We start from the raw sequence: 22,941 nt of genomic DNA on the forward strand, positions 1-22,941 counted from the left end.
ACGCGTCAACGAGGAGCCGCAAATGATCACCTGTTTCATCCGTTACGAAATCGACCCCTTCAAAAAAGAGGAGTTCGCTGCCTATTCCCGCACTTGGGGCGAGGTCATCCCACGCTGTGGCGCCGATCTCATCGGCTACTTCGGCCCGCACGAAGGATCGGCGACAACGGCCTACGGCGTCTACAATGTCGAAAGCCTTGCGGCCTACGAGGCCTATCGCGCCCGGCTCCTTGCCGACCCCTTGGGCCGCGAAAACTATGCCTTCGCGCGCAAGGAACGGTTTATCCTCAATGAGAACCGCATTTTTCTGAAGAACGTTTCGTCGCCCGTTGGAGGGGAATGAGCTTATGATCGCCGTTATTTTCGAAGTGCTGCCGGCTGAAGGCTGTCGCGATACCTATCTCGGCATCGCCGCCGACCTGCGCCCGCTGCTCGATGGCATCGACGGATTCATCTCGATCGAGCGCTTTCAAAGCCTCGCCAATCCCGACAAGGTGCTGTCACTGTCGTTTTGGCGCGACGAGGACGCCGTTAAGGAATGGCGCAACGGCGCCGAGCATCGCGCCGCCCAGGAGGCGGGTCGCAATGGCGTCTTTGCCGACTACCGTTTGCGCATCGCATCGGTCGTGCGCGACTACGGCCTGAACGAGCGGCATCAGGCGCCGAGCGACAGTCGCGCCTTCCACGCCGCTTGACGGCCCTCGACAGGCGAAGCGATTGGCACCGCATCGTTAATTCGGATTTTTTCTGGCGGCCTTCAGGCTTTGGTAACCATCTTCGGTAACCATAAGCTCCATAGTCCGTCCCGAGTAAGCGTATTTGCGAGTTGTCCATGTCATCAGTTGTTTCGCTTGCCGAAGTCTCCCGCGCCGCCCGCCCGTTGGGCTGGCTCGATTCCATCATCAAGGGTGACTGCGTGGCCGCGCTCAATGCGCTTCCCGACAATTCGGTCGATGTCGTTTTCGCCGACCCGCCCTACAACCTCCAGCTCGGCGGCATGCTGACCCGCCCCGACCAGTCGGTCGTCGACGCCGTCGATGACGAATGGGACCAGTTCGCTTCCTTCGAAGCCTATGACGCATTCACCCGCGCCTGGCTCTTGGCCTGCCGCCGCGTGCTGAAGCCGACCGGAACGCTCTGGGTCATCGGCTCCTACCACAACATCTTCCGCGTTGGCGCCATCCTGCAGGACCTGCATTTCTGGATCCTCAACGACATCATCTGGCGCAAGACCAACCCGATGCCGAACTTCAAGGGTCGCCGGTTCCAGAACGCCCATGAAACGTTGATCTGGGCGACGCCGAACGCCAACGCCAAGGGCTACACCTTCAACTACGATGCGATGAAGGCGGCTAATGACGATGTGCAGATGCGCTCCGACTGGCTGTTTCCGATCTGCTCGGGTCACGAGCGCCTGAAAGGCGACGACGGCAAGAAGGTGCATCCGACCCAGAAGCCGGAAGCCTTGCTTGCCCGCATCATGATGGCCTCGACGAAGCCCGGCGATGTGATCCTTGATCCCTTCTTCGGCTCCGGCACGACAGGCGCCGTTGCCAAGCGTCTCGGCCGTCACTTCGTCGGTATCGAGCGCGAACAGGATTACATCGACGCGGCATCGGCGCGCATCGACGCCGTCGAGCCGCTCGGCAAGGCCATGCTGTCGGTCCTGACCGGCAAGAAGGCCGAACCGCGTGTGGCCTTCAATACGCTGATCGAAAGCGGATTGATCAAGCCCGGCACCGTGCTCACCGACGCCAAGCGGCGTCACAGCGCCATCGTGCGCGCCGACGGCACGCTTGCCTCCGGCGGCGAGGCCGGCTCCATTCATCGCCTGGGCGCCAAGGTCCAGGGTCTCGATGCCTGCAACGGATGGACATTCTGGCATTTCGAAGAAGGGAACACCCTGAAGCCCATCGACGAACTCAGAACCGTCATTCGAAATGACCTGGCAAAACTGAACTGATCAACCAGTTCCGCCAGGTCCTTCGAAAGCGCTCTGACCGGTTTTTGTACCTTCAGTCCCGGAAGGAACGCTTTAAAACGCCCGGAAGCCGAAAGGTTTCCGGGCGTTTGTATTTTTGGATTTGTCAATCGTCGTCGAACACCTCGATCGCGACGATCCGTCCTTCACCGTCGAAATGAAGAAGCTCGACACCTGAACGCTCTACCGTCTCGCCGGTCTTGGCGTCCGTTGCCGTCAGATGCCACTTGGCTCGCGCCGACGAGGGCGAAAGCGTTTCGATCACGCTGTCTTCAGCCACTTGATCCGGATAAACCAGAAAGTAGTCGCGAAAGGCGGAGACGATTGCGGCTCGTCCGCAAAGGGCGCCGACGCCGTTTGAGGCATAACGTGCATTCTCGGCGAAAGCGTCGCCTATCGACTGAAAGTCGAGCGCGTTGATCGCCGCATGGTAGCGTGCGGTCAACGCGGAGGGATCGAGGGACATTGCGACGACCAGGGATCAGCGCTGAATGCCATAGGCGGCGAGATCGGCCTTCAGTTTTTCCGGGTCGGTGAAATGCACTGCATGCCAGCCGGCCAGACGCGCGCCCTCGACATTGGGCATACTGTCGTCGATGAACAACGTCGCCGGCGGATCGAGATCGAAGGAGCGGGCGTGGGTCTCGTAGATCGCCACATCCGGCTTGATCAGGCCGACGTCGCCCGACACGGTGACGCCGCGCGGCATCGTCAGGAACGGATAGAGCTGCTGCGCCTCGCGGAACGTGTCGGATGCGAAGTTGGTCAGCATCGTCACGTCGCGCCCTTCGGCGATCAGGTTTTCCATCAGGGAAACCGTTTCGACATAGGCGTGCGGCACCATCTCCTGCCAATGCTTGCGGAAGGCGCGGATATGCTCTTCACGCTCCGGATGGTCCTTGATCAGCAGCGCTTCCGCTTCCTCCCAGGAACGGCCGCGGTCCTGCTCGATGTTCCAGTCGTGGGTGCAGACATTGGCGAAGAACCACTGCCGCTCTGCCTCGTCGGGAATGATGCGGCTGAAGGGCAGGTTCGGGTCGTAGTGGATCAGCACCTTGCCGATGTCGAAGACGATGTGGCGGATTTCGATGCTGCTCATGACCTGTTCCTCTTTAAACGTCTCAGCGCTCGGCTTTGAAGGCATCCGGGATCGCCTGGGCGATCGCCTTTTTCATAACCGTCGGCAATGCCTGGGCTTTCAGCGACGAGACCGGCTCCCACCAGCCGTCGGTTCCGGTTTCGGCGCGCGCGACATTGGCCCGGTAAACCGACAGGCGCAACTCGAAATGCGTGAAGACATGGGTGATCGTGCCGCAGTCTTCCCAGGTAGCCGCAAAGGGCTGCGCTGCGACCGACGTGTCGCCATCCTGCCGCGCGGTCCAGGCGGTGCCGGGCACTTCGGTCATGCCGCCGAGAAGGCCGGTTTCGCCGCGTTTGCGCAGATAGACCGTGTCGCGGGCATCGATCGCCACGAAGGCGGCGCCGAGCCGGAGCGGCTTGTCCTTCTTCTTCGCCTTGCGTGGAAAGGTCTCGGGATCGGCAACAGAAAGCGCCAGACAGTGTGGCCGGAACGGACAGAGCGAACAGGCCGGGCGCTTCGGCGTGCAGATCGTTGCGCCGAGATCCATCATCGCCTGGGCAAAGTCGCCGGGCCGGTCGGCAGGCGTCAGGGCGGCGACGAGACCGCGCATTTCCGGCTTTGCCGCTGGCAGCGGCGTCTCGATCGCATAGAGCCGCGAGATCACCCGTTCAACATTGCCGTCGAGCACAGCGCTCTGGCGGTTGAAGGCGATGGCGGCAACGGCTGCGGCGGTATAGTCGCCGATGCCGGGCAGGGCCTTCAGCCCTTCCTCTGTTTCGGGGAAGCGACCGCCATGATCGCGCGCCACGGCCTCGGCGCATTTCTTGAGGTTGCGGGCGCGGGCGTAATAGCCAAGCCCGGCCCAGGCCTTCATCACGTCCTCATTGTCGGCGGCGGCGAGATGTTCGACCGTCGGCCACAGGGTCAGGAACTTCTCGAAATAGGCCTTCACCGCCTGCACGGTCGTCTGCTGCAGCATGACTTCCGACATCCAGATATGGTAGGGATTGGCGACCACGCCGTGTCGCGCCATCGACGGCGAAACCCGCCACGGAAGCTCGCGGTGGTGTCGGTCGTACCATTCAAGAAGGAGCGGGGCGGCCTTCGCCGCCGTGATCGTATTGTCCATGATTTGCCGGAGGTTCCTTTTCCGGCATATACTTGGCGAAGGCGAGCCGGCGCATCAAGGCTCAATCGACATTGCATACAGAAAGTCGCGTTCGTGAGTGAACAGAAGTCCCGCCGGGGTGTGATCCAGATCGCAGAGGTGGCAAATGGGCTGATCGATCCGGTGCTCGCCAAGCGCGCCGGCATCAACACCATGTTGCTCGGCTCCTGGGACGAGATCGCCGGCGCTGATTTCGCTGACTGCACCCGGCCGGAAAAGATCGCTTGGCCGCGCCGCGCCTCGGAAATTGCCGGTGAGGGCGGGCACCAGCCCGGCGTCCTCACGGTCGCTTGCGAGGGCGCGCGCGCCCTGTTCCTGACCCATGCCCAGGGCGAGCTGATCCAGCGCATCAACGGCTTCTTCGGCTTTTATGCGATTGGCCAGCTGCGGATCGTGCAAAAGCCGGTCTCACCGCCGCCCAAACGCAATCGCACCCCGCGTCCACTGACCGGCGAACCGGCCCGCAAGCTCGAAACCATGGTCGAGGGCATCGAGAGCGAAGAGCTGAAGGCGGCGCTGCGGCGGCTGGGGACCGCCGTCATGTCGCCGCGCCGGCGCTGATCCCCGCGATCTCAACGCTTCGTGTCCTCCTGGCATGTTCGTGCCCGTGCGGCTGTGATTATCCCGGACCGTCTCACGCCTTCGCGCGACATGGCTTCAAGGGTGCACCATCAGCCGGTCACAATTCTTTGAATTCTGTTGAGAAGCTGCCCCTTGCCGCCCTGCGCGCGGCAAGATATCGAATCCGCACTGCAATTCCCTCCGAACACGGGTAAAATTCATGTCCGCTTCCGCAATGAACCTTTCCAAACGCCTGCTTAGCGGTGTTGCCATCGCGACCGTTGCTCTCGTGCTTGGCGCCTGCAGCGACGACAAGAAGGAGCAGGCTTCGGCGACCCCGACCGAAACCACGGAAACGGCCGCCAAGACCGACGCCAAGCCAGCCGACGCCATGACCACCGCTTCGACGACAGCTGCTGCGACCACGGAAGCCAAGCCGGCCGCAACCGAAGTCGCCCAGTCGACGGCCGCGCCGGCAGCCAAGGTCGAGCTTCCCTCGTCGGAAGGTTCCGTCGACACGGCCAAGCTGATGGAGCCAGGCGCCTTGCCGGAAATGGCGATCGGCGAAGCCAACGCGCCGGTCACGATCGTCGAATACATGTCGATGACCTGCCCGCATTGTGCCGCTTTCCACAACAACACCTTCGAAGAGATCAAGACGAAGTATGTCGACAGCGGCAAGGTTCGCTTCGTCCTGCGCGAATTCCCGTTCGATCCGCGCGCGGCTGCCGCCTTCATGCTGGCGCGTTGCGCGCCCGAGGGCCAGTACTTCCCGATGATCTCGATGCTGTTCAAGCAGCAGCAGCAGTGGGCTGCCGCCCAGAATGGTCGCGATGCATTGCTGCAGATGTCCAAGCTTGCCGGTTTTACACAGGAGAGCTTCGAGTCCTGCTTGACGAACCAGAAACTTCTGGATGATGTGAACGCAGTTATGCAGAAGGGCGCAAAGGACTTTGGCGTACAATCGACGCCGACCTTCTTCGTCAATGGAGAGCACTATTCTGGGGATATGTCGGTTGACGTCATGTCGGCCCTCATCGACAGCAAGCTCTGATCCTTCGCTTTTCCTGAAAACGGGCGACGGCGGTAGCCGCTCGCCCGTTTTTTATGCCCGCAGGTTGGATGACAAGGGGCGTTCTGCGCCAGCGTCTACCGCATGAAGTTCAACAAGCTTCGCCTGCTCGGCTTCAAATCCTTCGTCGAACCCAGCGAATTCATCATCGAGCGCGGTCTGACCGGCATCGTCGGCCCGAACGGCTGCGGCAAGTCGAACCTCGTCGAGGCGTTGCGCTGGGTGATGGGGGAAAACTCCTACAAGAACATGCGTGCGTCCGGCATGGACGATGTGATCTTTTCAGGCTCCGGCAATCGCCCGGCGCGCAACACGGCCGAGGTCGGTCTCTTCCTCGACAACAGCGATCGCACCGCGCCTGCCGCCTTCAACGACAGTGACGAGATCCAGGTAACGCGCCGCATCGAGCGCGAACAGGGCTCGGTCTACAGGATCAACGGCAAGGAAGCGCGCGCCAAGGATGTGCAGCTGCTGTTTGCCGATGCTTCCACCGGCGCCCGCTCGCCGTCGATGGTCGGCCAAGGCCGTATCGGCGAATTGATTTCCGCAAAGCCGCAGGCACGCCGCCAGCTTCTCGAAGAAGCGGCCGGTATTTCCGGTCTGCATTCGCGTCGGCACGAGGCCGAGTTGCGGCTGAAAGCGGCCGAGACCAATCTTGAGCGCCTCGATGACGTCACCTCGCAGCTCGAAAGCCAGATCGAAAGCCTGAAACGCCAAGCCCGCCAGGCCAATCGCTTCAAGATGCTGTCGGCCGATATCCGCAAGCACGAGGCGATCCTGTTCCATATCCGCTGGGTCCAGGCCAAGGAGGCCGAAGCGGAGGCGACCAGCCAGCTCAACCAGGTGACGGCGCTTGTCGCCGAAAAGGCGCAGGCGCAGATGCAGGCAGCCAAGGATCAGGCGATTTCCAGCCTGAAGCTGCCGGAACTGCGTGAGAACGAGGCGAAGCTTGCCGCCGCTTTGCAGCGTCTGCAGATCGCCCGGTCGCAGCTGGAGGAGGATGCCGGCCGCATCCTGCGCCGCCGCGACGAGCTGCAGCGCCGCCTGGCGCAGCTCGCCGAGGATATTGCTCGCGAGGAGCGCCTGGTTGCCGACAATGCCGGCATCATCGCCCGCCTCGATGAAGAGGACGAGGAACTGCGCGAGCTTCTTGCCGAGGCCGACGACCGGGCAAGCGAAGCCCGGGAACGGCTCGAAGAGGCTAACGAGAAGCTCTCAGAGAGCGAAGCCGATCTCGGCCGGTTGACGGCCGAGCGCGCCGAGGCGCAGGCGGGTCGCAACCAGCTCGAGCGCGCGCTGCGCGATCTCTCCGAACGGCAGACGCGGCTGGCGCGCCAGCTCTCGGATCAGGCCCGCGATCTCGACGAACTCGACCGGCAGATGTCGACGCTGCCCGACCCGCACGAAAAGCAGGGTCAGGTGGAAGTGGCCGAGGCTGCGCTTGAAGAGGCCGAGGCGAATGTCGCCGATATCGAAGAGGCGCTTGCCGAAACCCGTCGCGCCGAGGCGGAAGCCCGCCCGCCGGTCGATCGGGCAAGGGCCGTTCTCAACGGTATCGAGACCGAGGCGCGCACCATCCGCCGCATGCTCGAAGCGGCCGGCGGTGGCGACTACCCTGGTGTCGTCGAGGAGATGAAGGTCGATCGCGGTTTCGAGACGGCGCTGGGAGCAGCCCTTGGCGACGATCTCGATTCGCCGCTCGATAGCGCCGCTCCCGCCCATTGGCGCACCCCGGGCGACCAATCCGATGACGCCGCATTGCCGCCGGGCGTACGCTTGCTGATCGAGCACGTTCGCGCGCCGCAGGCACTGACACGCGCCCTGAGCCAGATCGGCCTCGTCGACAGCGAGGCCGAGGCCGAGCGGCTGATGCCGCTGTTGAAGCCCGGCCAGAGCCTGGTGACGAAGCAGGGTTCGGTCTGGCGGTGGGACGGCCATGTGACCGGATCCGAGGCGCCGAGCGCTGCGGCGCTCAGACTCGCTCAGAAGAACCGTCTCGCCGAACTCGATGCCGAAGCGGACGACGCCGGCGAGGCGCTGCGCCGTGCCGAGGCTGATCTTGCCGCAGCCGGCTCGCGCATCCGCGCCGAGGACGAACGGTTGCGGCTTGCCCGCGACGCCCAGCGCATGATCACCCGCCAGCTGGGCGAAGCTCGCGATGCGCTGGCCGCCGCCGAGCGCGCATCCGGCGATCTCTCGCGCCGCCGCGCCGTTGTTGCTGAAACCAAGAGCCAGCTCGAAAACCAGCTCGAAGAAGTTGCCGAACAGATTGAGACGGCCAACGACGCGCTTGCCGATGCGCCCGATCTCTCCGAACTCGAACTGAAGCTGCGCACGCAGACTGCAGATGTCGCAAGCGACCGCGCAGCGGTTGCCGAAAGGCGCGCCGCTCACGATGGTCTTGCGCGCGAGAACGAGGCGCGCCAGCGCCGCATCTCGGCGATCTCGGGTGAACGCCAGACCTGGAAGGCGCGGGCGGCGAGCGCCGACGAACATATCGCCACCCTCAGGGACCGTGAGGCCGAAGCCCGCGAAGAGGTCGAAGACCTGATGGACGCGCCCGACGAGTTCGACGACAAGCGGCGCGCGCTGATGAACGAACTGCAGAAGGCCGAGGCTTCACGTCGCGAGGCGGCCGACATCCTGGCCGAGGCAGAAGGCCGCCAGCGCGAGGCCGACCGCATGGCCGCAACCGCACTTTCGGAGCTGGCGGAATCGCGCGAAAAGCGCGGCCGCGCCGAGGAGCGACTGGTGTCGGCACGCGAGCGTCGCGTCGAGATCGAGGCCCGCATCCAGGAGGCGCTGTCCTGCGCCCCGCACGAGGTGATGCGTCTGACCGGGCTTGCCGTCGACGAAGCGTTGCCGGACATGCGCAACGTCGAGCGTGAACTGGAACGGCTGAAGATCGAGCGCGAGCGTCTTGGCGCCGTCAACTTGCGCGCCGAAGAGGAGCAGAAGGAGCTTTCCGAGCGGCTCGCATTGCTCTTGAAGGAGCGCGACGATGTCATCGAGGCGATCCGCAAGCTGCGCAGCGCCATCCAGAACCTCAACCGCGAGGGGCGCGAGCGGCTGATCGTTGCCTTCGACGTGGTCAACGCCCAGTTCCAGAGGCTTTTCACCCATCTCTTCGGCGGCGGCACGGCCGAACTGCAATTGATCGAGAGCGACGACCCGCTCGAAGCGGGTCTCGAAATCCTCGCCCGCCCGCCAGGCAAGAAGCCGCAGACCATGACGCTGCTGTCGGGTGGCGAGCAGGCGCTGACGGCGATGGCGCTGATCTTCGCCGTCTTCCTCACCAATCCGGCGCCAATCTGCGTGCTCGACGAAGTCGATGCGCCGCTCGACGACCACAATGTCGAGCGCTATTGCAACCTGATGGACGAGATGGCGGCTTCGACCGAAACCCGCTTCGTCATCATCACCCACAACCCGATCACCATGGCCCGCATGAACCGCCTGTTCGGCGTCACCATGGCGGAGCAGGGCGTATCCCAACTCGTGTCCGTCGACCTGCAGACGGCAGAGCGGCTGAGGGAAGTGGTTTAGGCGGTCGCTCGAATTCGAGAATGAGGCCGCCCGTTCCGTCGGTTGCCCCCGTGTCATTCCAAGTGTCGACGTAAACGGACTTGGTGTCGACTTTCCCTCGGCGATGCGCGATGGGCTCAGCTTTCAACGCAAGTATACATTCCACTTCATGCCGCTTTTCTAAGCTCGATGCCGCGGTGTTCTTCGCGCCAGGAGGAGGGGCTCTTGCCGGTGACGCGCAGGAACTCGCGGTTGAAATTGGATTTCGTCAGGAAGCCCGCCTCGAAGGCGATCTGCGTGATCGCCTCATTTGTCTTCTGAAGCAGCCGGCAGGCTTCCTCGACCCGATAGTTGTTGACGTATTGCGAGACGCTGATGCCGTGGATGCGGTTGATGGCGTTGGAAATACGCCGCGCCGGTACGCCGAGCTTGCGCGCGATCCGCGAGAGGTTGAGTTCGAGATCCTTGTAGAGCGCCTTCTTGTGCATCAACGCGTCGATGCTCTGCACGATTTGTGCGTCCTCTTCGCTTGCACCGCGCTCTTCGGGCAACGGCTCTTCATCCTGCCGTTCGCTGTCTGTGGATGTGTCGAAGCTGGCGATCGAGGCGGCGGATCCAAGAATGAGCAGGGCGAGCACGTTGCCGGCCGCAACGATCGCGCCGGAATAGGCGCCGCCGTTGCGTGTCTGGTCAAAACCGATAGCGACGTCGCTGAGGGCAGACGCGACGAGCGCCCATCCGGTGATCTGCAGCGAGCGGTATGATCGAAGCACACCGTCGAGGCGGGACGTGACCAATGCGTTCGGCCCAAGCCGCGCAAGCCACAGCAAAGCAGTGCCGTAACCGAGAAAGAACAGGATAATCGCGGTGCCGACTGCATCTCGCCAGGCAAACATCATTACCCCGACGATGAGCGCCGGCAGGAGATGCCAGCCGATTTGCTTCAGGCGTGGCTGGCTGTCGCTTGCAAGGCTGCTGAAACAGACCCAGGCGAGCGCCGCGTTGAACGTCGCAAGCATCGCCTGAGCCGGCAGGATGGCGCGGATGTCGTAGCCCCACCGGATGCCGATCAGCACGGATTGCAGCGCATAGGCGCAGACGAGCAGGAGGAACAGGCGTTGCTCGAACGTCATGGTCTCGTCCCGTTGCGACAGCATGCGGACGATCACGATCGTCAACAGGAGGGAGACGACGAAGGGTAGCGGTACAAACAGCATGGGCGGATGAATTCTTCGGAGGAGGTGTTGACGCTGCGATGATGCCCTCGATTGCGTTCGTGGTCGACCCGAAACGCGATCAAGGTCGCGGCTGTGGTCGATTTCAGGCGAGCTGTTTCTGTCCGGCGATGGTGCCGGATCCAACGAACGGAGCGTCACATGTCGATCGCACTGCCTGCAATGGTCCTTGCCCCCATCCTTCTCGTCGCCATGGCGAGCACCGCCGAGACATCGGCGACCGACATCGATATCACCGGTGTCACGGCAATTGTCGCGCGTGGCGAGGCAAGCGCAATCGAACTCACCAGCGACGAGAGCTTGCCCTACAGCGCGTCGGTCGAGAGCCGCCGTTCCGGCTGGTTTGCGCCTTTCTATTCCAGCTGGTTTTACAGCGACTGCGTATCGCAAACCCGGATGCGTGTCGAAGGCACCACCCTCTACGTCGACGTGGCTGCCCCGTCCTGGCCGGAACTGGAGGAGTGCAAGACCCAGCTTCGCGCCAACCTCAAACAGGGAGCATCGGTCTCTATCGAGCAACCGGCGTTTCAAGCCAAGCTTGAGGGGGAGTTTTCGCGTGTCGCGCTCAAGGGCAAGGCGGCGGATGTTTCGATCGACGGGCACGTCGGACAGGTCAGGCTCGACGTGGAGGCCCTGCGGGCGCGGCTCATTTACGAGACGACCCGGCAATCAGAGACAGTCGAGATCTCCGGAAAGGCGCTCGATATTCATCTTGGCTTCGATGCGGCAAGTTTGATCGATTATCAGGTGACGGCGACGGCGTCCTGGGTCGACAGTTCGCGAACGGCTATCCCCGGCGCCAAGCCACAGGTTCGCATCAAGGGGGAGATGGTACGAGCGACGATCCGCTGAGCCGCGGCTCGCGACGCCTTGCACTCGATTGTCGCAAAAATGATGCGCTGCAGCATAAATCTTCGGCGGGTGCATTTCCAGGCCGAAGCATATACTGTAAATCGTCACAAAAGACTGTTTCTGGGTGGAGAGCAGGCATGACGAAATGGGTTTACACCTTCGGTGGAGGCAAGGCCGAAGGGCGGGCGGGCGATCGTGATCGGCTGGGTGGCAAGGGTGCGAACCTTGCCGAGATGTGCAGCCTCGGCCTGCCGGTGCCGCCGGGGCTGACCATTATCACCGATGCCTGCAACAGCTATTTCGACAATGGCCGCGAAATACCCGCGGGCTTGCACGATCAGGTCCGCGAAGGCATTCGCCGGATGGAGGAAGTGACCGGGCGGATCTTCGGCGATACCAACCGTCCGCTGCTGCTTTCGGTGCGTTCCGGCGCTCGCGCCTCGATGCCGGGCATGATGGATACTGTTCTCAATCTTGGCCTCAACGACCAGTCCGTGCACGCGCTCGGTCACGACGCCGGCGACGCGCGTTTTGCCTGGGACAGCTACCGTCGCTTCATCCAGATGTATGGCGACGTCGTCATGGGCGTCGACCACGATGTTTTCGAAGAGATCCTCGAAGACGAGAAGGCGCGCCTCGGCCACGAGCAGGATACCGAGCTATCGGCGGTCGAATGGCAGCATGTCATTGCCCGCTACAAGGAAGCGATCGAGGAAGCCCTCGGTGAGCCGTTTCCGCAGGACCCGGAAATTCAGCTCTGGGGCGCCATCGGTGCCGTCTTCTCCAGCTGGATGAACCCACGCGCCATCACCTACCGCCATCTGCACAGCATTCCGGCGGCATGGGGCACGGCGGTCAACGTCCAGGCGATGGTTTTCGGCAATCTCGGCAATTCGTCGGCGACCGGTGTCGCTTTTACCCGCAACCCGTCGACCGGCGAGAACGAGCTCTACGGCGAGTTCCTCGTCAATGCCCAGGGCGAGGATGTCGTTGCCGGTATCCGCACGCCGCAAAACATCACCGAGGCTGCCCGCATTGCCTCCGGCTCCGACAAACCGTCGCTGGAAAAACTGATGCCGGAGGCCTTCGTCGAGTTCCGGGCCATCTGCGACAAGCTCGAGCGCCACTATCGCGACATGCAGGACCTCGAATTCACCATCGAGCGCGGTACGCTCTGGATGCTGCAGACGCGCTCCGGCAAGCGCACGGCCAAGGCTGCGCTCAAGATTGCCGTCGATATGGCCGAGGAGGGGATGATCTCGAAGAACGAAGCGGTTGCGCGCATCGACCCCGCCTCGCTCGACCAATTGCTGCACCCGACGATCGACCCGCACGCGCGCCGCGATATCATCGGCTCCGGCCTGCCGGCGTCGCCGGGCGCTGCGACAGGCGAAATGGTCTTCACCTCGGAAGAGGCCGTTCAGGCCGACAAGGAAGGTCGCAAGGTCATCCTCGTGCGCATCGAGACCAGCCCGGAAGACATTCACGGCATGCACGCCGCCGAAGGCATCTTGACCACCCGTGGCGGCATGACCAGCCATGCCGCGGTGGTGGCACGCGGCATGGGCACGCCTTGCGTTTCCGGTGCCGGCGGCATCCGCGTCGATCTGCGCAACGAATTGCTGATCACGCCGAGTGTGACCCTTAAGAAGGGCGACATCATTACCATCGACGGCTCTTCCGGCCAGGTGCTCAAAGGCGCGATCGCCATGCTCCAGCCGGAGCTTTCGGGTGACTTTGGAAAGATCATGGCCTGGGCCGACGCCAGCCGCCGCATGACGGTGCGCACCAATGCCGAAACGCCGGCCGATGCGCGCGCGGCCCGCTCCTTCGGCGCCGAGGGCATCGGCCTTTGCCGCACCGAGCACATGTTCTTCGAGGACGGCCGCATCAATGTCATGCGCGAGATGATCCTGGCGGAAGACGAGGCCGGCCGACGCCTCGCGCTTGCCAAGCTCTTACCGATGCAGCGATCGGACTTCGTCGAGCTGTTTTCCATCATGCACGGCCTGCCGGTGACGATCCGCCTGCTCGACCCGCCGCTGCACGAATTCCTGCCGAAGACGGATGAAGAGATCGCCGACGTCGCCGGCGTCCTGTCGCTCGATCCGTCAGCCCTGCGCGAGCGTGTCGACCAGCTGCATGAGTTCAATCCGATGCTCGGCCATCGTGGCTGCCGCCTCGCCATCTCTTATCCGGAGATTGCCGAAATGCAGGCCCGCGCCATCTTCGAGGCGGCGGTCGAAGCCGCACGCGAAACCGGTGCTCCGGTCGTGCCTGAAATCATGGTGCCGCTCGTCGGCCTGCGCGCCGAACTCGACTACGTCAAGGAGCGCATCGATGCTGTGGCAAAAGCGGTGATCGGCGAAGCCGGCATCGAGATCGACTATCTCGTCGGCACGATGATCGAACTGCCGCGCGCGGCCCTTCGCGCCCATGTGATTGCGGAAGCGGCAGACTTCTTCTCGTTCGGCACCAACGACCTGACCCAGACGACGTTCGGCATTTCGCGCGACGACGCCTCGCAATTCCTGGCGACCTATCAGCAGAAAGGCATCATCGAGCAGGACCCCTTCGTCTCGCTCGATTTCGATGGTGTCGGTGAACTGATCCAGATCGCGGCCGAGCGCGGACGCCGGACCAAGAATGGCCTGAAACTCGGGATCTGCGGCGAGCACGGCGGCGACCCGGCCTCGATCCGCTTCTGCGAGGATGCCGGCCTCGATTACGTCTCCTGTTCGCCCTTCCGCGTGCCGATCGCCCGGCTGGCGGCGGCGCAGGCAGCGATCAACGGCAAGGCGTGAGGCGCAAAAAGCGGCAACGGCTCACGCTGTTGCCGTCGCGCAACGGAAAGGCGTCTTCGGTATCGCCTCGACATTTCCTGGTTGCAAAGTGCGGGCCAACGGTTCATGACGCACACCGTTCGCACGGCATATTGTCGGGCGGGCAGGTGTCGGCCATGCATGACATGGCCATTTGTTCAGAACGGGAGCGGAAAATGACGCAGAGCATTTCCTTACGCCCCTTGGGGCTTCGTGGCTGATCAGCGTTGATGCGCTGGTGAGACCCGTCCTGCCGGCCATCGCGCCGGTTGCTTGACCCTGTTCTGGAATTATTTTCATGGGCACTCATCTTGGGGACTCCGTCCCCGAAGGCGGCGCGCGCAATGCGACCGTCACACACTATTTCACCGCCGGCAGCTTGATAGAAGGCGCGGCAATTCATCAACTGCGAGAAGTCTCGGCGCTCGCAGGTATGATTTCCGTCGCCGGCTTTCCGGACCTTCATCCTGGCAAATACGGGCCGGTCGGCATGGTCGCTCTTTGTGAGCGGCTTTACCCGCAATTGATCGGCAACGATATCGGTTGCGGCATGTCGTTCTTTGAGCTTTCCCTGCCGCTGCGCAAGTTCAAGGTCGAGAGGGCGGCCGAACAGTTGCGCGGAATGGAGCAGATCGATCCGGGCGACCTGGCCGGACGGCTTGCGGAACATGATCTCTCGTCAGATATGTGCCCGCATTCGCTCGGCACGATCGGCGGAGGCAACCATTTCTGCGAGATACAGGCTGTCGACGAAATGCTGAATGACGATATCGGAGGCCTCATCGATCGCCAGAAGCTCTATCTCCTGGTTCATTCCGGCTCGCGTTCGGCGGGAGCGGATCTCTTCGGCCAAACGCTCGATGCAGCTACAACGCTGCGCGACGGCCTGGCTGCAGATTCGCTTGCTGCCAGGCAGTGGCTGGCACGAAGCGCCGACTGCGTGCGATGGGCGTCGCTCAACAGGCAGATGGTCGCCGAGCGTGCGGCCCAGGCGTTGCGTGCCGACGTGACGCTTGTTGCCGACGTGCCGCACAATCTGGTGCGAAGCACATCGGCCGGCTTTCTGCACTACAAGGGTGCGGCGGCCATCGGCGAAGGCACCGTTGCTCCGATCGCCGGCTCGCGCGCCACGAGAAGTTATCTCGTGCGGGCGCTGGCCGGCGCAGTGGCCTCCCATTGGGGAATTTCGCACGGCGCCGGGCGCAAGTATGACCGGAAGGCCATGCATGGCCGCGCCGGCGCGAACCGATCCGAGCGTGATGCCCTTCGTCTCAACGGCTGGGGCGGCGTTGCCATCTGTGACGATCGCGACCTGCTGATCGAGGAAGCCGCGAGTGCCTACAAGGATGCGGCGAAAGTCGTCGGCGATCTCCAGGCATTCGGGCTCGTAGAACCGCTCGCCGCCATGAAGCCGCTGGTGACCTACAAGAACGTCCAGCGGCAGGCGGTCGACTGGGACAAGGCAAAACGGGAGCGGATGACGATGAGGAGGATGCGCCGTGGGTGAGGTGATGCTCTTTCTGACTGCGGGCAACGGTCCAGTCGAGTGCCGCATCGCCCTTGCCGCGCTCATCGATATCCTTTCCAGGGAAGCAAAGACGAGCGGCTGCAGCTTCGAGGAGACCCGTGGCGGTCAACCCGATGCGTTCGGTCCGAAGTCGGCCGTGGTGACGGTGTCCGGCAAAATGGCGGAGCAAATGGCCGAGGCCTATTGCGGTACGGTCCGGTTTGTCTTCAAGAGCCCGGTGCGCAAGGGCCACCAACGTCAGAACTGGTTTGTCGGCGTTCGGCGCCTCGATCCTTGCGTCGATGCGGCCGTGGTGCCGACGATCGAGCACAAGGACTTGCGCTTCGAGACATTGCGGGCCGGTGGACCTGGTGGCCAGCATCAAAACACCACCGACAGCGCGGTGCGGGCGACGCATGTGCCAAGCGGTATCACCGTTGTCTGCCGGGAGGAGCGATCGCAGCATCGCAACAAGGCAACCGCAATCCGCAGGCTTCAGAGCATTCTGGAGCTCATAGCCGCCGATCATGAAGAGCAGGAAAAAGCAGCCTTGTTCGTAGCCAGCAAGCAGTTGGAGCGTGGCAATGCGGTGAAGACGTTCCGGCTCTAGCTATGCGACTGTGCGGCCCGGGCGCCGAGCGTCCGGGTCGCGCGTCTGCAGCTATCGACATGCGGCCGCCGCGGTTCAATTCGCCTGCACGACAACCGGGCGCGCGATGACAACTGGGCGGTTCCAGCCCCACATCATCGCATCGTTGTTGTAGCGGAAGGCGCGCGACTCGGCGCGGCGGTCAAGCTCGATGCGCTGCAGGCAGGTGGCAAATGCGTCGGTTCCTCGACGGAAGCCGTATGAGGCGCAGGTATTGCCGTCGGCGGCACGCCGCTCTTCCGGGGTCATCGTCTGGCAGGCCGCAAGCAAAAGCCCGACGGCGCAAAGGGTCAGCAGTTTGGTCTTCATTATATTCATGCCTCCTGAGCGGATGCAGATCGGCTCGGCGAAAAACCGTCTTTGCTTGTGCCCCAACCGCATCCTTGTCAGGAGGTCGGACACACCAAGTCGCTCAGCTCTTTACCGCCGCCTGCAGAACAGAGCTCTGCCGCATGGCGGGCTGTCGTGTCCACCCTGATTTTTTCGGGTATTGCTATGACGACCGGCAGGGCGGTTCGTGCGATCGCCGGCCGAGGCGCCGGCGCAACGCTAGGCCAAACGCCGGAGTTCAGGCGTGCGCGCCCCACAAGGATCTTGCATTCACGATTCAATCGCATGGAAACATGATGAGCCTGCCGGCGGCCAGCCGTCAATCCGTTTCCGTACACCTCGATGTTTACATTCGCTCGAGCACGCCGACAAAGGATTCGGCAAAGCTTTTCAGGTCCTGGGTGCTTTCGCCGGGATGCTCAAGCCGGATCGTCGAGCCTTCTTCCTCAAGGCAGACGAACAGGATCGGCGAGGTATCGCCCTCGGTCTCGCCGAGGCGCAGGACGGCGATGCTCAGGCAGTCCTCGATCAGGCCGGAAGCCGGCAAGGCAAAGAGAAACTCGCCGCCGACATTGTCGGCGACCGTCCGAATGAAAGCGGTGAAATCATCCTTGCTGCCGGAGAAACCGTCGAGGGAAAGCTCAAGCTCCAGCAACGCCATCGGTATGCCGGCGTCAGCCGGTGAGGGCGGTGCGGCGTGGGTGGCAGTTGCCACGGCTGCTTGCGATGCGACCATGATGTCTCTCCGTCCTGCCGTGCTGGATCACTTCCCAGACGTCGGCCATTGCCTCCGGTTGACTGTTCCCTGCGGCCTTTGCCGCCGTGCGGGCATATTCGTAATGTCTGATAGGTGGTTAACGAGAATGGCGATTTTGCGGCAATGCTCCTGACGCGCCCACCCCATGCCTCCTTCTCGATTCTATTGCCTGTTTTCACGGCCCCGGCCATGGTCTAAGAATGCGGATCTGTTTCGATGCAGGGGATTGATTCCGTTACATGATGGTCCGGTACGAGCGCCCCTATTCCCATGCCGCCCATTGGGCGCGCCGCTTTGCCCGCATCGCCTTTGCGATCTTCGCCCTGTCCCTGGCTGCGCATCGGTTCGGCCCGTTGACGACACCGCACTTCCTCGGCCTGGTCGGCCTTTCCGGTGCTTTCGCCCTGCTTGGCGTCCTGCTTGCCGTCGTCGGGCTCGCGCGGCTTTGGCAGGTCGCCGCCATCGGCGGGCTCGCTTCGGCTTCGGCGCTTGTCTATGCCGCGCCGCCCCTCGGTTTTATCGGCTTCGGTGTCGCGCAATACCTGACCCGTCCAGCGATCTATGATGTCAGCACCGATACGGTGACGCCGCCACCCTGGCTGAAAGTACCGCAGACGGAGGAAAGCTGGTTGAAGCGTAAGCCGACCGTCACTCTCGAAGATCGTGAAGCGCAGATCGTCGCCTATCCCGGCCTGACCGGACGACGTTACGACGGCGCACTCGACCGTGTTTTCCAGGGCGTGCGCAACGTCGTCGAGAAAACGCGCGTCGGGATTACGCAGGAACTCGGCGTCGAAAATACCCGCGCCGATCTCGAGGATCTGGCGGTCCGGCCGAATGCCGGGGCGGACGCCACTGCCGAACCGGAGAATGTACCCGTGCCGGAATCGCGGCCGGAAATGGCGCTCGAAGGCGCCATTCCGGGACGGCGTTCCAGCGATGTCGTGCTTCAGGGTGAATGGCGTACTCTGATCGCCGGTTTTCGTTTCGACGTGCTGATCCGCCTGCGCGAAGAAGCGGAAACGACCTTCGTCGATCTGCGCGTCGCGTCCCGCTACGGCCAGCACGACCTCGGCATCGGCGCTGCCTTCGCCGACCAGTTCCTGCGCGCTCTCGATGCGGAGCTGCTCGGCATTGCCGGCGACTGATCAGGACAGGACCGGCCCGAACGCCTCAGCCATGCATGAGGGCGCCGAGATCGTCGGATTTGCGAAGCATTTCCCTCGTGATCGGCGCTGTCGGCTGGTCCGCTGGCTTGAGCCAGCCGCGATAACGTTCGATCAACCCGGTCATTGGACTTTCGACCTCCACATGGAAGTGAAACAGGCCGTCGCGATCCTCCTCGAAGGTCCGCCCGCCCGGTGCAAGAAGTGCGGGAAGCGGGAGACCGAGGAAGGACCAGCCACGAACCCTCAGGTGCAGGCGGTTTTCTTCGGGCTCCAGGGCGCAGAGGATGCGAAATGGCCCGAAATGCTCGGCGAGCAATCGTTCCTCGCGGCCTTCCACTGGCCGCTGTGAGCTGCGCAGAACCTTGTCGCCGAAGCGCCGGGTCCACACCTCGCGACCATCGGCGCATGCGAAGCGGATCTCCACTGGGACATCCTCCCCGGCCGCGGGAAAACCGGCGATAGAGGCTGCGAGACGGGCAAATGGCCCCCGGCCGCGTTCGACGACCGCACGTCCCCTGAATGTGGCGTTTCCCTCCGACATCTCGTGCAAGCCGCGGATCGCTGAGGGCAGGCGATCCCAATCCTTGCCGAGAATCTGTCGGTAGAGGCTTTGCCGATGAACCAGACGTTCCGCCGCTTTGCTCTTCATGCGATGAAGCGCCCGCGCTCTTCCGCTGATGGTACCATGCAGGTCTGGCGGCGCCCGGCGATCCGGTAACGGTTTCTCGCAACGAGATCGTAAAGCGGATCGCGAAGGGCGGCAGGCAGGATACGGCAGATGTTTACCAGCGACCACGGCAGGCCAAGACCTGCAAGCGTGCGGATCGATCCGTCGGACTTGAAGCGCGCGATGCCGTTCTCGATCAGGATGTTGCTCTCATAGTTGCGGTCATCAAGGCCGTAATGCCGATAGAGCGCCCGGCCGAGCGGCGACTGCGCCGTCAGGTAGCGATAGCGCCCCTGCCGGTCGTGGCGTAGCATGAAGCGCACCCAGCCCGAGCAGAAGATGCATTCGCCGTCAAAGACGATCACCGGACGATCGTCGGGAAAGTCCGGCACCGACGCATCGTTGCGGTAGCCATGGGGTTGCTGTCGCATGGTCAGCCGGCACCTCCGGGCGCCAGCCGGTAGTCGCCAAACAGGGAAGGCGGCCCGTCGGTCTCGACACGCCCCTGTTCGACCAGGTCTTCGAGGTGCGCCAGCACGGAAAGGGCGGCCGCGCCATGCAGTCGGACGTCGGTCGTGGCGTAGATCACCTTGACCATGTCGGGGATCTTGCCGTCGCCTGCACGCACGCGCTCAAGCACCGCACGTTCGCGCATCCGGCGGTGGGCGCGCAGCCCCCTGAGGAATGAGGCCGGTTCGACGACGGGGCCACCGTGCCCGGGCAGATAGAGCCGGTCGTCGCGCCCAAGCAGCTTTTCCAGCGAGGCCATGTAGTCCGCCATGGCGCCATCCGGCGGCGCGACGATCGTCGTCGCCCAGGCCATGACGTGATCGGCGGAAAAGACAGTGCCGGTGCCCTCGAGCGCAAAGGCCATGTGGTTGGCGGTGTGGCCGGGGGTGGCGAGCCCTGTCAGTACCCAGCCGTCGCCTTCGATCCGCCCGCCATCGGCAAGGACGATGTCGGGCGAAAAGTCCATGTCGGAACTTTCGGCGAAGGGGTTGATCTCGCCTTCATGCAAGGGGCGGGCGGCCCGGTGCGGCCCTTCGCCGACGATCGTCGCGCCCGTCGCGGCCTTGAGCCGCTGTGCCAGCGGCGAGTGATCGCGATGGGTATGGCTGACAGCGATGTGGGTCACTTCCCGGCCCGCAAGCGCCGTCATCAGCGCCTGGAAATGCGCTTCGTCGTCCGGGCCGGGGTCGATCACCGCCACCGAGCGTCCGCCGACGATATAGCTGTTGGTGCCGTGGAAGGTGAAGGGGCCGGGATTGTTGACGGTGATGCGCTGCACCCCGTCGGCAACGGTCACGGCCTCGCCATGGGCAGGCTTGAAGTCGAGATCGAAGTCGGGGCCTTGCATGCGTCTTTTCCTGGCCTTCACTTGTATTCGATCTCGATGAAGGACATCGGCTCGCTACCGGCATTGACGACATTGTGCGCCATGCCGGCCTCGCGCCGGTAGGCAGCACCCTTGGCGATATCCACCCGGCGGCTACCGCCTTCTTCTTCCAGCAGGAACTGGCAATCGGTCATCGGCACGACGACATAGCCGAGGCCATGGACATGGTGGCCGGTATCGGCGCCGGGCTCGAAGTCCCACCTTGTAATGCGCACCACCGCGTCGTCGACAAGAATGCTGGGCACGGCAGGGGGGCGGGCGCGAAACTGGCTCATAGAGGTCTCCATTCGCGCCGGAGAATAGGAGGGGACGATGGCGAAGGGAAGGGCGCTTCGGCACCAGATGCCGGCCTTTCGCCGAAGGCGTGAAGGATGCGCGTGAACAAAGCCGAACAAAACCGCGCAAACCGCAAACTTAATCATTGTGACGCGGCACGACCTTTGATAATCAGGCGCTCGATTTGGCGAGTTTATATTTCGTCAACTCCGTTGGGGCGTCGCCAAGCGGTAAGGCACCGGTTTTTGGTACCGGCATTCCCAGGTTCGAATCCTGGCGCCCCAGCCATATTTTTCCTTCAGGCAGTGCTCAGCGTTCTTTCGTGTCCCGATTGCCATGTCCGGCATGGGGCCGGTCGCTGTGGGCGCACTGGCCCATGCCAGCATGATCGTTTCAGCGTCGTCAGGCCGCGCTGCGCGGATCGTTCGCCTTCATCGGCGCACGGCGACAGTCACTCGCTCCGTCCGCTCTGCGCCGCCGAAACAGAAAACCCGCCAATGGATGTTGGCGGGTTTCGAATGTCTGTCGTCTGACGCGCTCGGCAATCAGCTCGCCGGCGTTGCCGGCTTTTCCTGCTTGGCGCCGCCGAGGAATTCCTCGCACCAGCTTGGGCCGTCGGCGCGCTTGTGGTCGCCGAGGAGGCGGATCGAGCGGATGATGTAGTCGGAAGAGACTGTCAGCTGCACCGAGCAGCTCAGATACTCCGTGCGGGCTGAGGCAATCCGTTTGCCGCGCTTGCCGTCCTTGCCGGTTTCATACTGGGCCGGGACCTTGCGGGTCTTGTAGCCGCCCTTCCAGTTGTAGACGGTGGAGCTGCCACTTTCGACGTCGGAGAGCGGAGGGCCATACTGGGCAAAGAAGGCGCCGGCCGGCTGACCGAGCCAGCGGGATTCGACCGCGTTTCTCGAAATCCCCGTCGTCGTCGTGGTGCAGCCTGCGAGCGCAAGCGCGAGGCCTGCCACCGTCATCATGCGGAAGTTCATGTTTTCGTCCCTTTGGCTCTCGTTCGGAAATAGGCATGGCGCGCAGGCCTCAATCCCCTGAGTTTGCGCGCTTTCCGCTGAGCCTCTAGCGCCAAAAGCCTGCAAAGAAAATCCGCTGTCTGCATTCTATTTCAGGAAAATGCGAAGCGTTGCAGAAAGGCCCTACCTGGCCCCACAGCCTCACGGCAACGTGAACGGTTGGAGCCGGTTCACGCCTCTTCGCCCGCCGCCATGAACATGGGAAGGGTTGCGACACAGCGATTCGAACAACTCTTCTTGAAAGCGCTGGCGCGCAATGTCTTTGGTGCGGCGTTCGCGCTATTTTTTGTGCTGATGCGCGGGCGCGATTTGCTCCGATGCGTCCGGCGAGGGGGCTCTGCTGCTCGGCCTATTCACCGATCAGCTTGCAGCCGATCTTGGTAGCGCTCCCGGCGATCGCCTTCAGCGGGCCGTCGTAGACATCGCAGTCGAGCAGGTTGTCCGGGCCGCTGCGACGGGCGGAGTAGACGTTGATGTTGACGAGGGGCTCGCCGTCCTTGACCCAGTGCAGCCGTGTTTCGATATCGCCCTTGCCGGGAATAGCCACCATGGCCGGTTCGCCGTCACGTTCGGTCCTGTCTTCACCGAGATCGATCATGCCAATCTGATCGGCGTGCTCTTCGGCGCCCGGCGCCGGCTCGCCGGAGTAATAGGCCGCAATCACGATCCCTTCCTTCAGCGCCTGGAGCTTGCTCGCGGCGGCTTGTGAAAAGGACAGATCCACTTCGAAGCCCCAAGGGGCCGCAATATCGGCACCTGCCGTGCCGGGCACCAGGCCGGCAACGACGATCGCGGCAAGCGAAACAGAACGGATCGGCGGCATTGACGTACTCCTTGGCGATGGCGGGCAAGCACCTGAAGCCGGCGTATT

Annotated in this window: 23 protein-coding genes and 1 tRNA gene; 12 read left to right on the forward strand and 12 right to left on the reverse strand. The window is 63.2% G+C overall.

Annotated elements, in window-relative coordinates; translation table 11 throughout:
- The first annotated feature begins 22 nt into the window (after positions 1 to 22).
- From AC07UR_RS04675 to AC07UR_RS04685, 3 genes are all read left to right on the forward strand, one after another.
- A complete protein-coding gene (locus AC07UR_RS04675) occupies positions 23 to 343 on the forward strand; it encodes an NIPSNAP family protein (RefSeq protein WP_209787193.1) in 321 nt (106 codons plus the stop codon).
- Between the two features lie 4 nt (positions 344 to 347).
- Positions 348 to 695 (forward strand): antibiotic biosynthesis monooxygenase family protein, encoded by a 348-nt coding sequence (locus tag AC07UR_RS04680; protein WP_209787190.1) that lies wholly within the window; start codon positions 348 to 350, stop codon positions 693 to 695.
- A 137-nt stretch (positions 696 to 832) separates the two neighbouring features.
- Positions 833 to 1,963: a site-specific DNA-methyltransferase gene (locus AC07UR_RS04685; protein WP_112808508.1), complete on the forward strand. Its 1,131-nt coding sequence runs from the start codon at positions 833 to 835 to the stop codon at positions 1,961 to 1,963.
- Positions 1,964 to 2,087: 124 nt separating this feature from the next.
- Here the strand turns inward: AC07UR_RS04685 and AC07UR_RS04690 are convergent, their stop codons facing one another.
- From AC07UR_RS04690 to mutY, 3 genes are read right to left on the reverse strand one after another with little or no spacing between them, the layout of a single operon-like run.
- Positions 2,088 to 2,447, reverse strand: a complete 360-nt coding sequence (locus AC07UR_RS04690; protein WP_209787188.1) for a nuclear transport factor 2 family protein — start codon at positions 2,445 to 2,447, stop codon at positions 2,088 to 2,090.
- 15 nt (positions 2,448 to 2,462) lie between these two features.
- Complete coding sequence (locus AC07UR_RS04695) at positions 2,463 to 3,080, reverse strand: HAD family hydrolase (protein ID WP_209787186.1); 618 nt, start codon at positions 3,078 to 3,080, stop codon at positions 2,463 to 2,465.
- Between the two features lie 22 nt (positions 3,081 to 3,102).
- Positions 3,103 to 4,191, reverse strand: coding sequence for an A/G-specific adenine glycosylase (gene mutY, locus AC07UR_RS04700; RefSeq protein ID WP_209787184.1), 1,089 nt, complete (start codon positions 4,189 to 4,191; stop codon positions 3,103 to 3,105).
- 93 nt (positions 4,192 to 4,284) lie between these two features.
- On the opposite strand from mutY, the gene AC07UR_RS04705 reads away from it, so the two are divergent.
- The 3 genes from AC07UR_RS04705 to smc all read left to right on the forward strand — a co-directional run bounded on the left by AC07UR_RS04705 (position 4,285) and on the right by smc (position 9,409).
- The gene (locus AC07UR_RS04705) at positions 4,285 to 4,791 is read left to right on the forward strand and encodes a DUF721 domain-containing protein (RefSeq protein WP_112808504.1); all 507 of its coding nucleotides are present in this window, start codon (positions 4,285 to 4,287) and stop codon (positions 4,789 to 4,791) included.
- 220 nt (positions 4,792 to 5,011) lie between these two features.
- The gene (locus AC07UR_RS04710) at positions 5,012 to 5,845 is read left to right on the forward strand and encodes a DsbA family protein (protein ID WP_209787182.1); all 834 of its coding nucleotides are present in this window, start codon (positions 5,012 to 5,014) and stop codon (positions 5,843 to 5,845) included.
- 102 nt (positions 5,846 to 5,947) lie between these two features.
- Positions 5,948 to 9,409, forward strand: a complete 3,462-nt coding sequence (gene smc, locus AC07UR_RS04715; protein ID WP_209787180.1) for a chromosome segregation protein SMC — start codon at positions 5,948 to 5,950, stop codon at positions 9,407 to 9,409.
- A gap of 146 nt (positions 9,410 to 9,555) precedes the next feature.
- Here smc and AC07UR_RS04720 read toward each other — a convergent pair whose 3' ends face one another.
- Positions 9,556 to 10,605 (reverse strand): helix-turn-helix domain-containing protein, encoded by a 1,050-nt coding sequence (locus AC07UR_RS04720; protein WP_209787178.1) that lies wholly within the window; start codon positions 10,603 to 10,605, stop codon positions 9,556 to 9,558.
- 159 nt (positions 10,606 to 10,764) lie between these two features.
- Between AC07UR_RS04720 and AC07UR_RS04725 the strand changes: the two genes are divergently transcribed.
- From AC07UR_RS04725 to prfH, 4 genes are all read left to right on the forward strand, one after another.
- Positions 10,765 to 11,475, forward strand: coding sequence for a hypothetical protein (locus AC07UR_RS04725; RefSeq protein WP_209787175.1), 711 nt, complete (start codon positions 10,765 to 10,767; stop codon positions 11,473 to 11,475).
- 137 nt (positions 11,476 to 11,612) lie between these two features.
- On the forward strand, positions 11,613 to 14,279 hold the full coding sequence (ppdK, locus tag AC07UR_RS04730; RefSeq protein ID WP_209787174.1) for a pyruvate, phosphate dikinase: 2,667 nt from the start codon (positions 11,613 to 11,615) through the stop codon (positions 14,277 to 14,279).
- A 316-nt stretch (positions 14,280 to 14,595) separates the two neighbouring features.
- Positions 14,596 to 15,804, forward strand: coding sequence for an RNA ligase RtcB family protein (locus AC07UR_RS04735; protein ID WP_209787173.1), 1,209 nt, complete (start codon positions 14,596 to 14,598; stop codon positions 15,802 to 15,804).
- On the forward strand, positions 15,797 to 16,414 hold the full coding sequence (gene prfH / locus AC07UR_RS04740) for a peptide chain release factor H (RefSeq protein ID WP_209787172.1): 618 nt from the start codon (positions 15,797 to 15,799) through the stop codon (positions 16,412 to 16,414). Before AC07UR_RS04735 ends, prfH begins: the two co-directional genes overlap by 8 nt.
- A gap of 75 nt (positions 16,415 to 16,489) precedes the next feature.
- On the opposite strand, the gene AC07UR_RS04745 is transcribed toward prfH, so the two are convergent.
- Both AC07UR_RS04745 and AC07UR_RS04750 read right to left on the reverse strand, forming a co-directional pair.
- Positions 16,490 to 16,771: a hypothetical protein gene (locus tag AC07UR_RS04745; RefSeq protein ID WP_173419256.1), complete on the reverse strand. Its 282-nt coding sequence runs from the start codon at positions 16,769 to 16,771 to the stop codon at positions 16,490 to 16,492.
- A gap of 358 nt (positions 16,772 to 17,129) precedes the next feature.
- Positions 17,130 to 17,519 (reverse strand): hypothetical protein, encoded by a 390-nt coding sequence (locus AC07UR_RS04750; protein WP_173419257.1) that lies wholly within the window; start codon positions 17,517 to 17,519, stop codon positions 17,130 to 17,132.
- Positions 17,520 to 17,779: 260 nt separating this feature from the next.
- Between AC07UR_RS04750 and AC07UR_RS04755 the strand changes: the two genes are divergently transcribed.
- Entirely contained in the window at positions 17,780 to 18,688 is a 909-nt protein-coding gene (locus AC07UR_RS04755; protein WP_209787171.1) for a DUF1499 domain-containing protein, read from the forward strand.
- A gap of 25 nt (positions 18,689 to 18,713) precedes the next feature.
- On the opposite strand, the gene AC07UR_RS04760 is transcribed toward AC07UR_RS04755, so the two are convergent.
- From AC07UR_RS04760 to AC07UR_RS04775, 4 genes are read right to left on the reverse strand one after another with little or no spacing between them, the layout of a single operon-like run.
- The gene (locus AC07UR_RS04760; protein ID WP_209787170.1) at positions 18,714 to 19,358 is read right to left on the reverse strand and encodes a DUF4166 domain-containing protein; all 645 of its coding nucleotides are present in this window, start codon (positions 19,356 to 19,358) and stop codon (positions 18,714 to 18,716) included.
- Entirely contained in the window at positions 19,355 to 19,807 is a 453-nt protein-coding gene (locus AC07UR_RS04765) for a thiol-disulfide oxidoreductase DCC family protein (RefSeq protein ID WP_209787168.1), read from the reverse strand. Before AC07UR_RS04765 ends, AC07UR_RS04760 begins: the two co-directional genes overlap by 4 nt.
- Positions 19,808 to 19,809: 2 nt before the next feature.
- A complete protein-coding gene (locus tag AC07UR_RS04770) occupies positions 19,810 to 20,733 on the reverse strand; it encodes an MBL fold metallo-hydrolase (protein WP_209787166.1) in 924 nt (307 codons plus the stop codon).
- A 17-nt stretch (positions 20,734 to 20,750) separates the two neighbouring features.
- On the reverse strand, positions 20,751 to 21,047 hold the full coding sequence (locus AC07UR_RS04775; protein WP_209787164.1) for a cupin domain-containing protein: 297 nt from the start codon (positions 21,045 to 21,047) through the stop codon (positions 20,751 to 20,753).
- 214 nt (positions 21,048 to 21,261) lie between these two features.
- Here AC07UR_RS04775 and AC07UR_RS04780 point away from each other — a divergent pair.
- A tRNA-Gln gene (locus AC07UR_RS04780) sits at positions 21,262 to 21,336 on the forward strand.
- A gap of 257 nt (positions 21,337 to 21,593) precedes the next feature.
- On the opposite strand, the gene AC07UR_RS04785 is transcribed toward AC07UR_RS04780, so the two are convergent.
- Both AC07UR_RS04785 and AC07UR_RS04790 read right to left on the reverse strand, forming a co-directional pair.
- On the reverse strand, positions 21,594 to 22,031 hold the full coding sequence (locus AC07UR_RS04785) for a hypothetical protein (RefSeq protein WP_209787162.1): 438 nt from the start codon (positions 22,029 to 22,031) through the stop codon (positions 21,594 to 21,596).
- A gap of 388 nt (positions 22,032 to 22,419) precedes the next feature.
- Positions 22,420 to 22,893, reverse strand: coding sequence for a hypothetical protein (locus AC07UR_RS04790; protein ID WP_173419264.1), 474 nt, complete (start codon positions 22,891 to 22,893; stop codon positions 22,420 to 22,422).
- Positions 22,894 to 22,941: the final 48 nt, after the last annotated feature.

The sequence above is a fragment of the Ensifer sp. GW821-FHT05G01 genome (assembly GCF_059419585.1).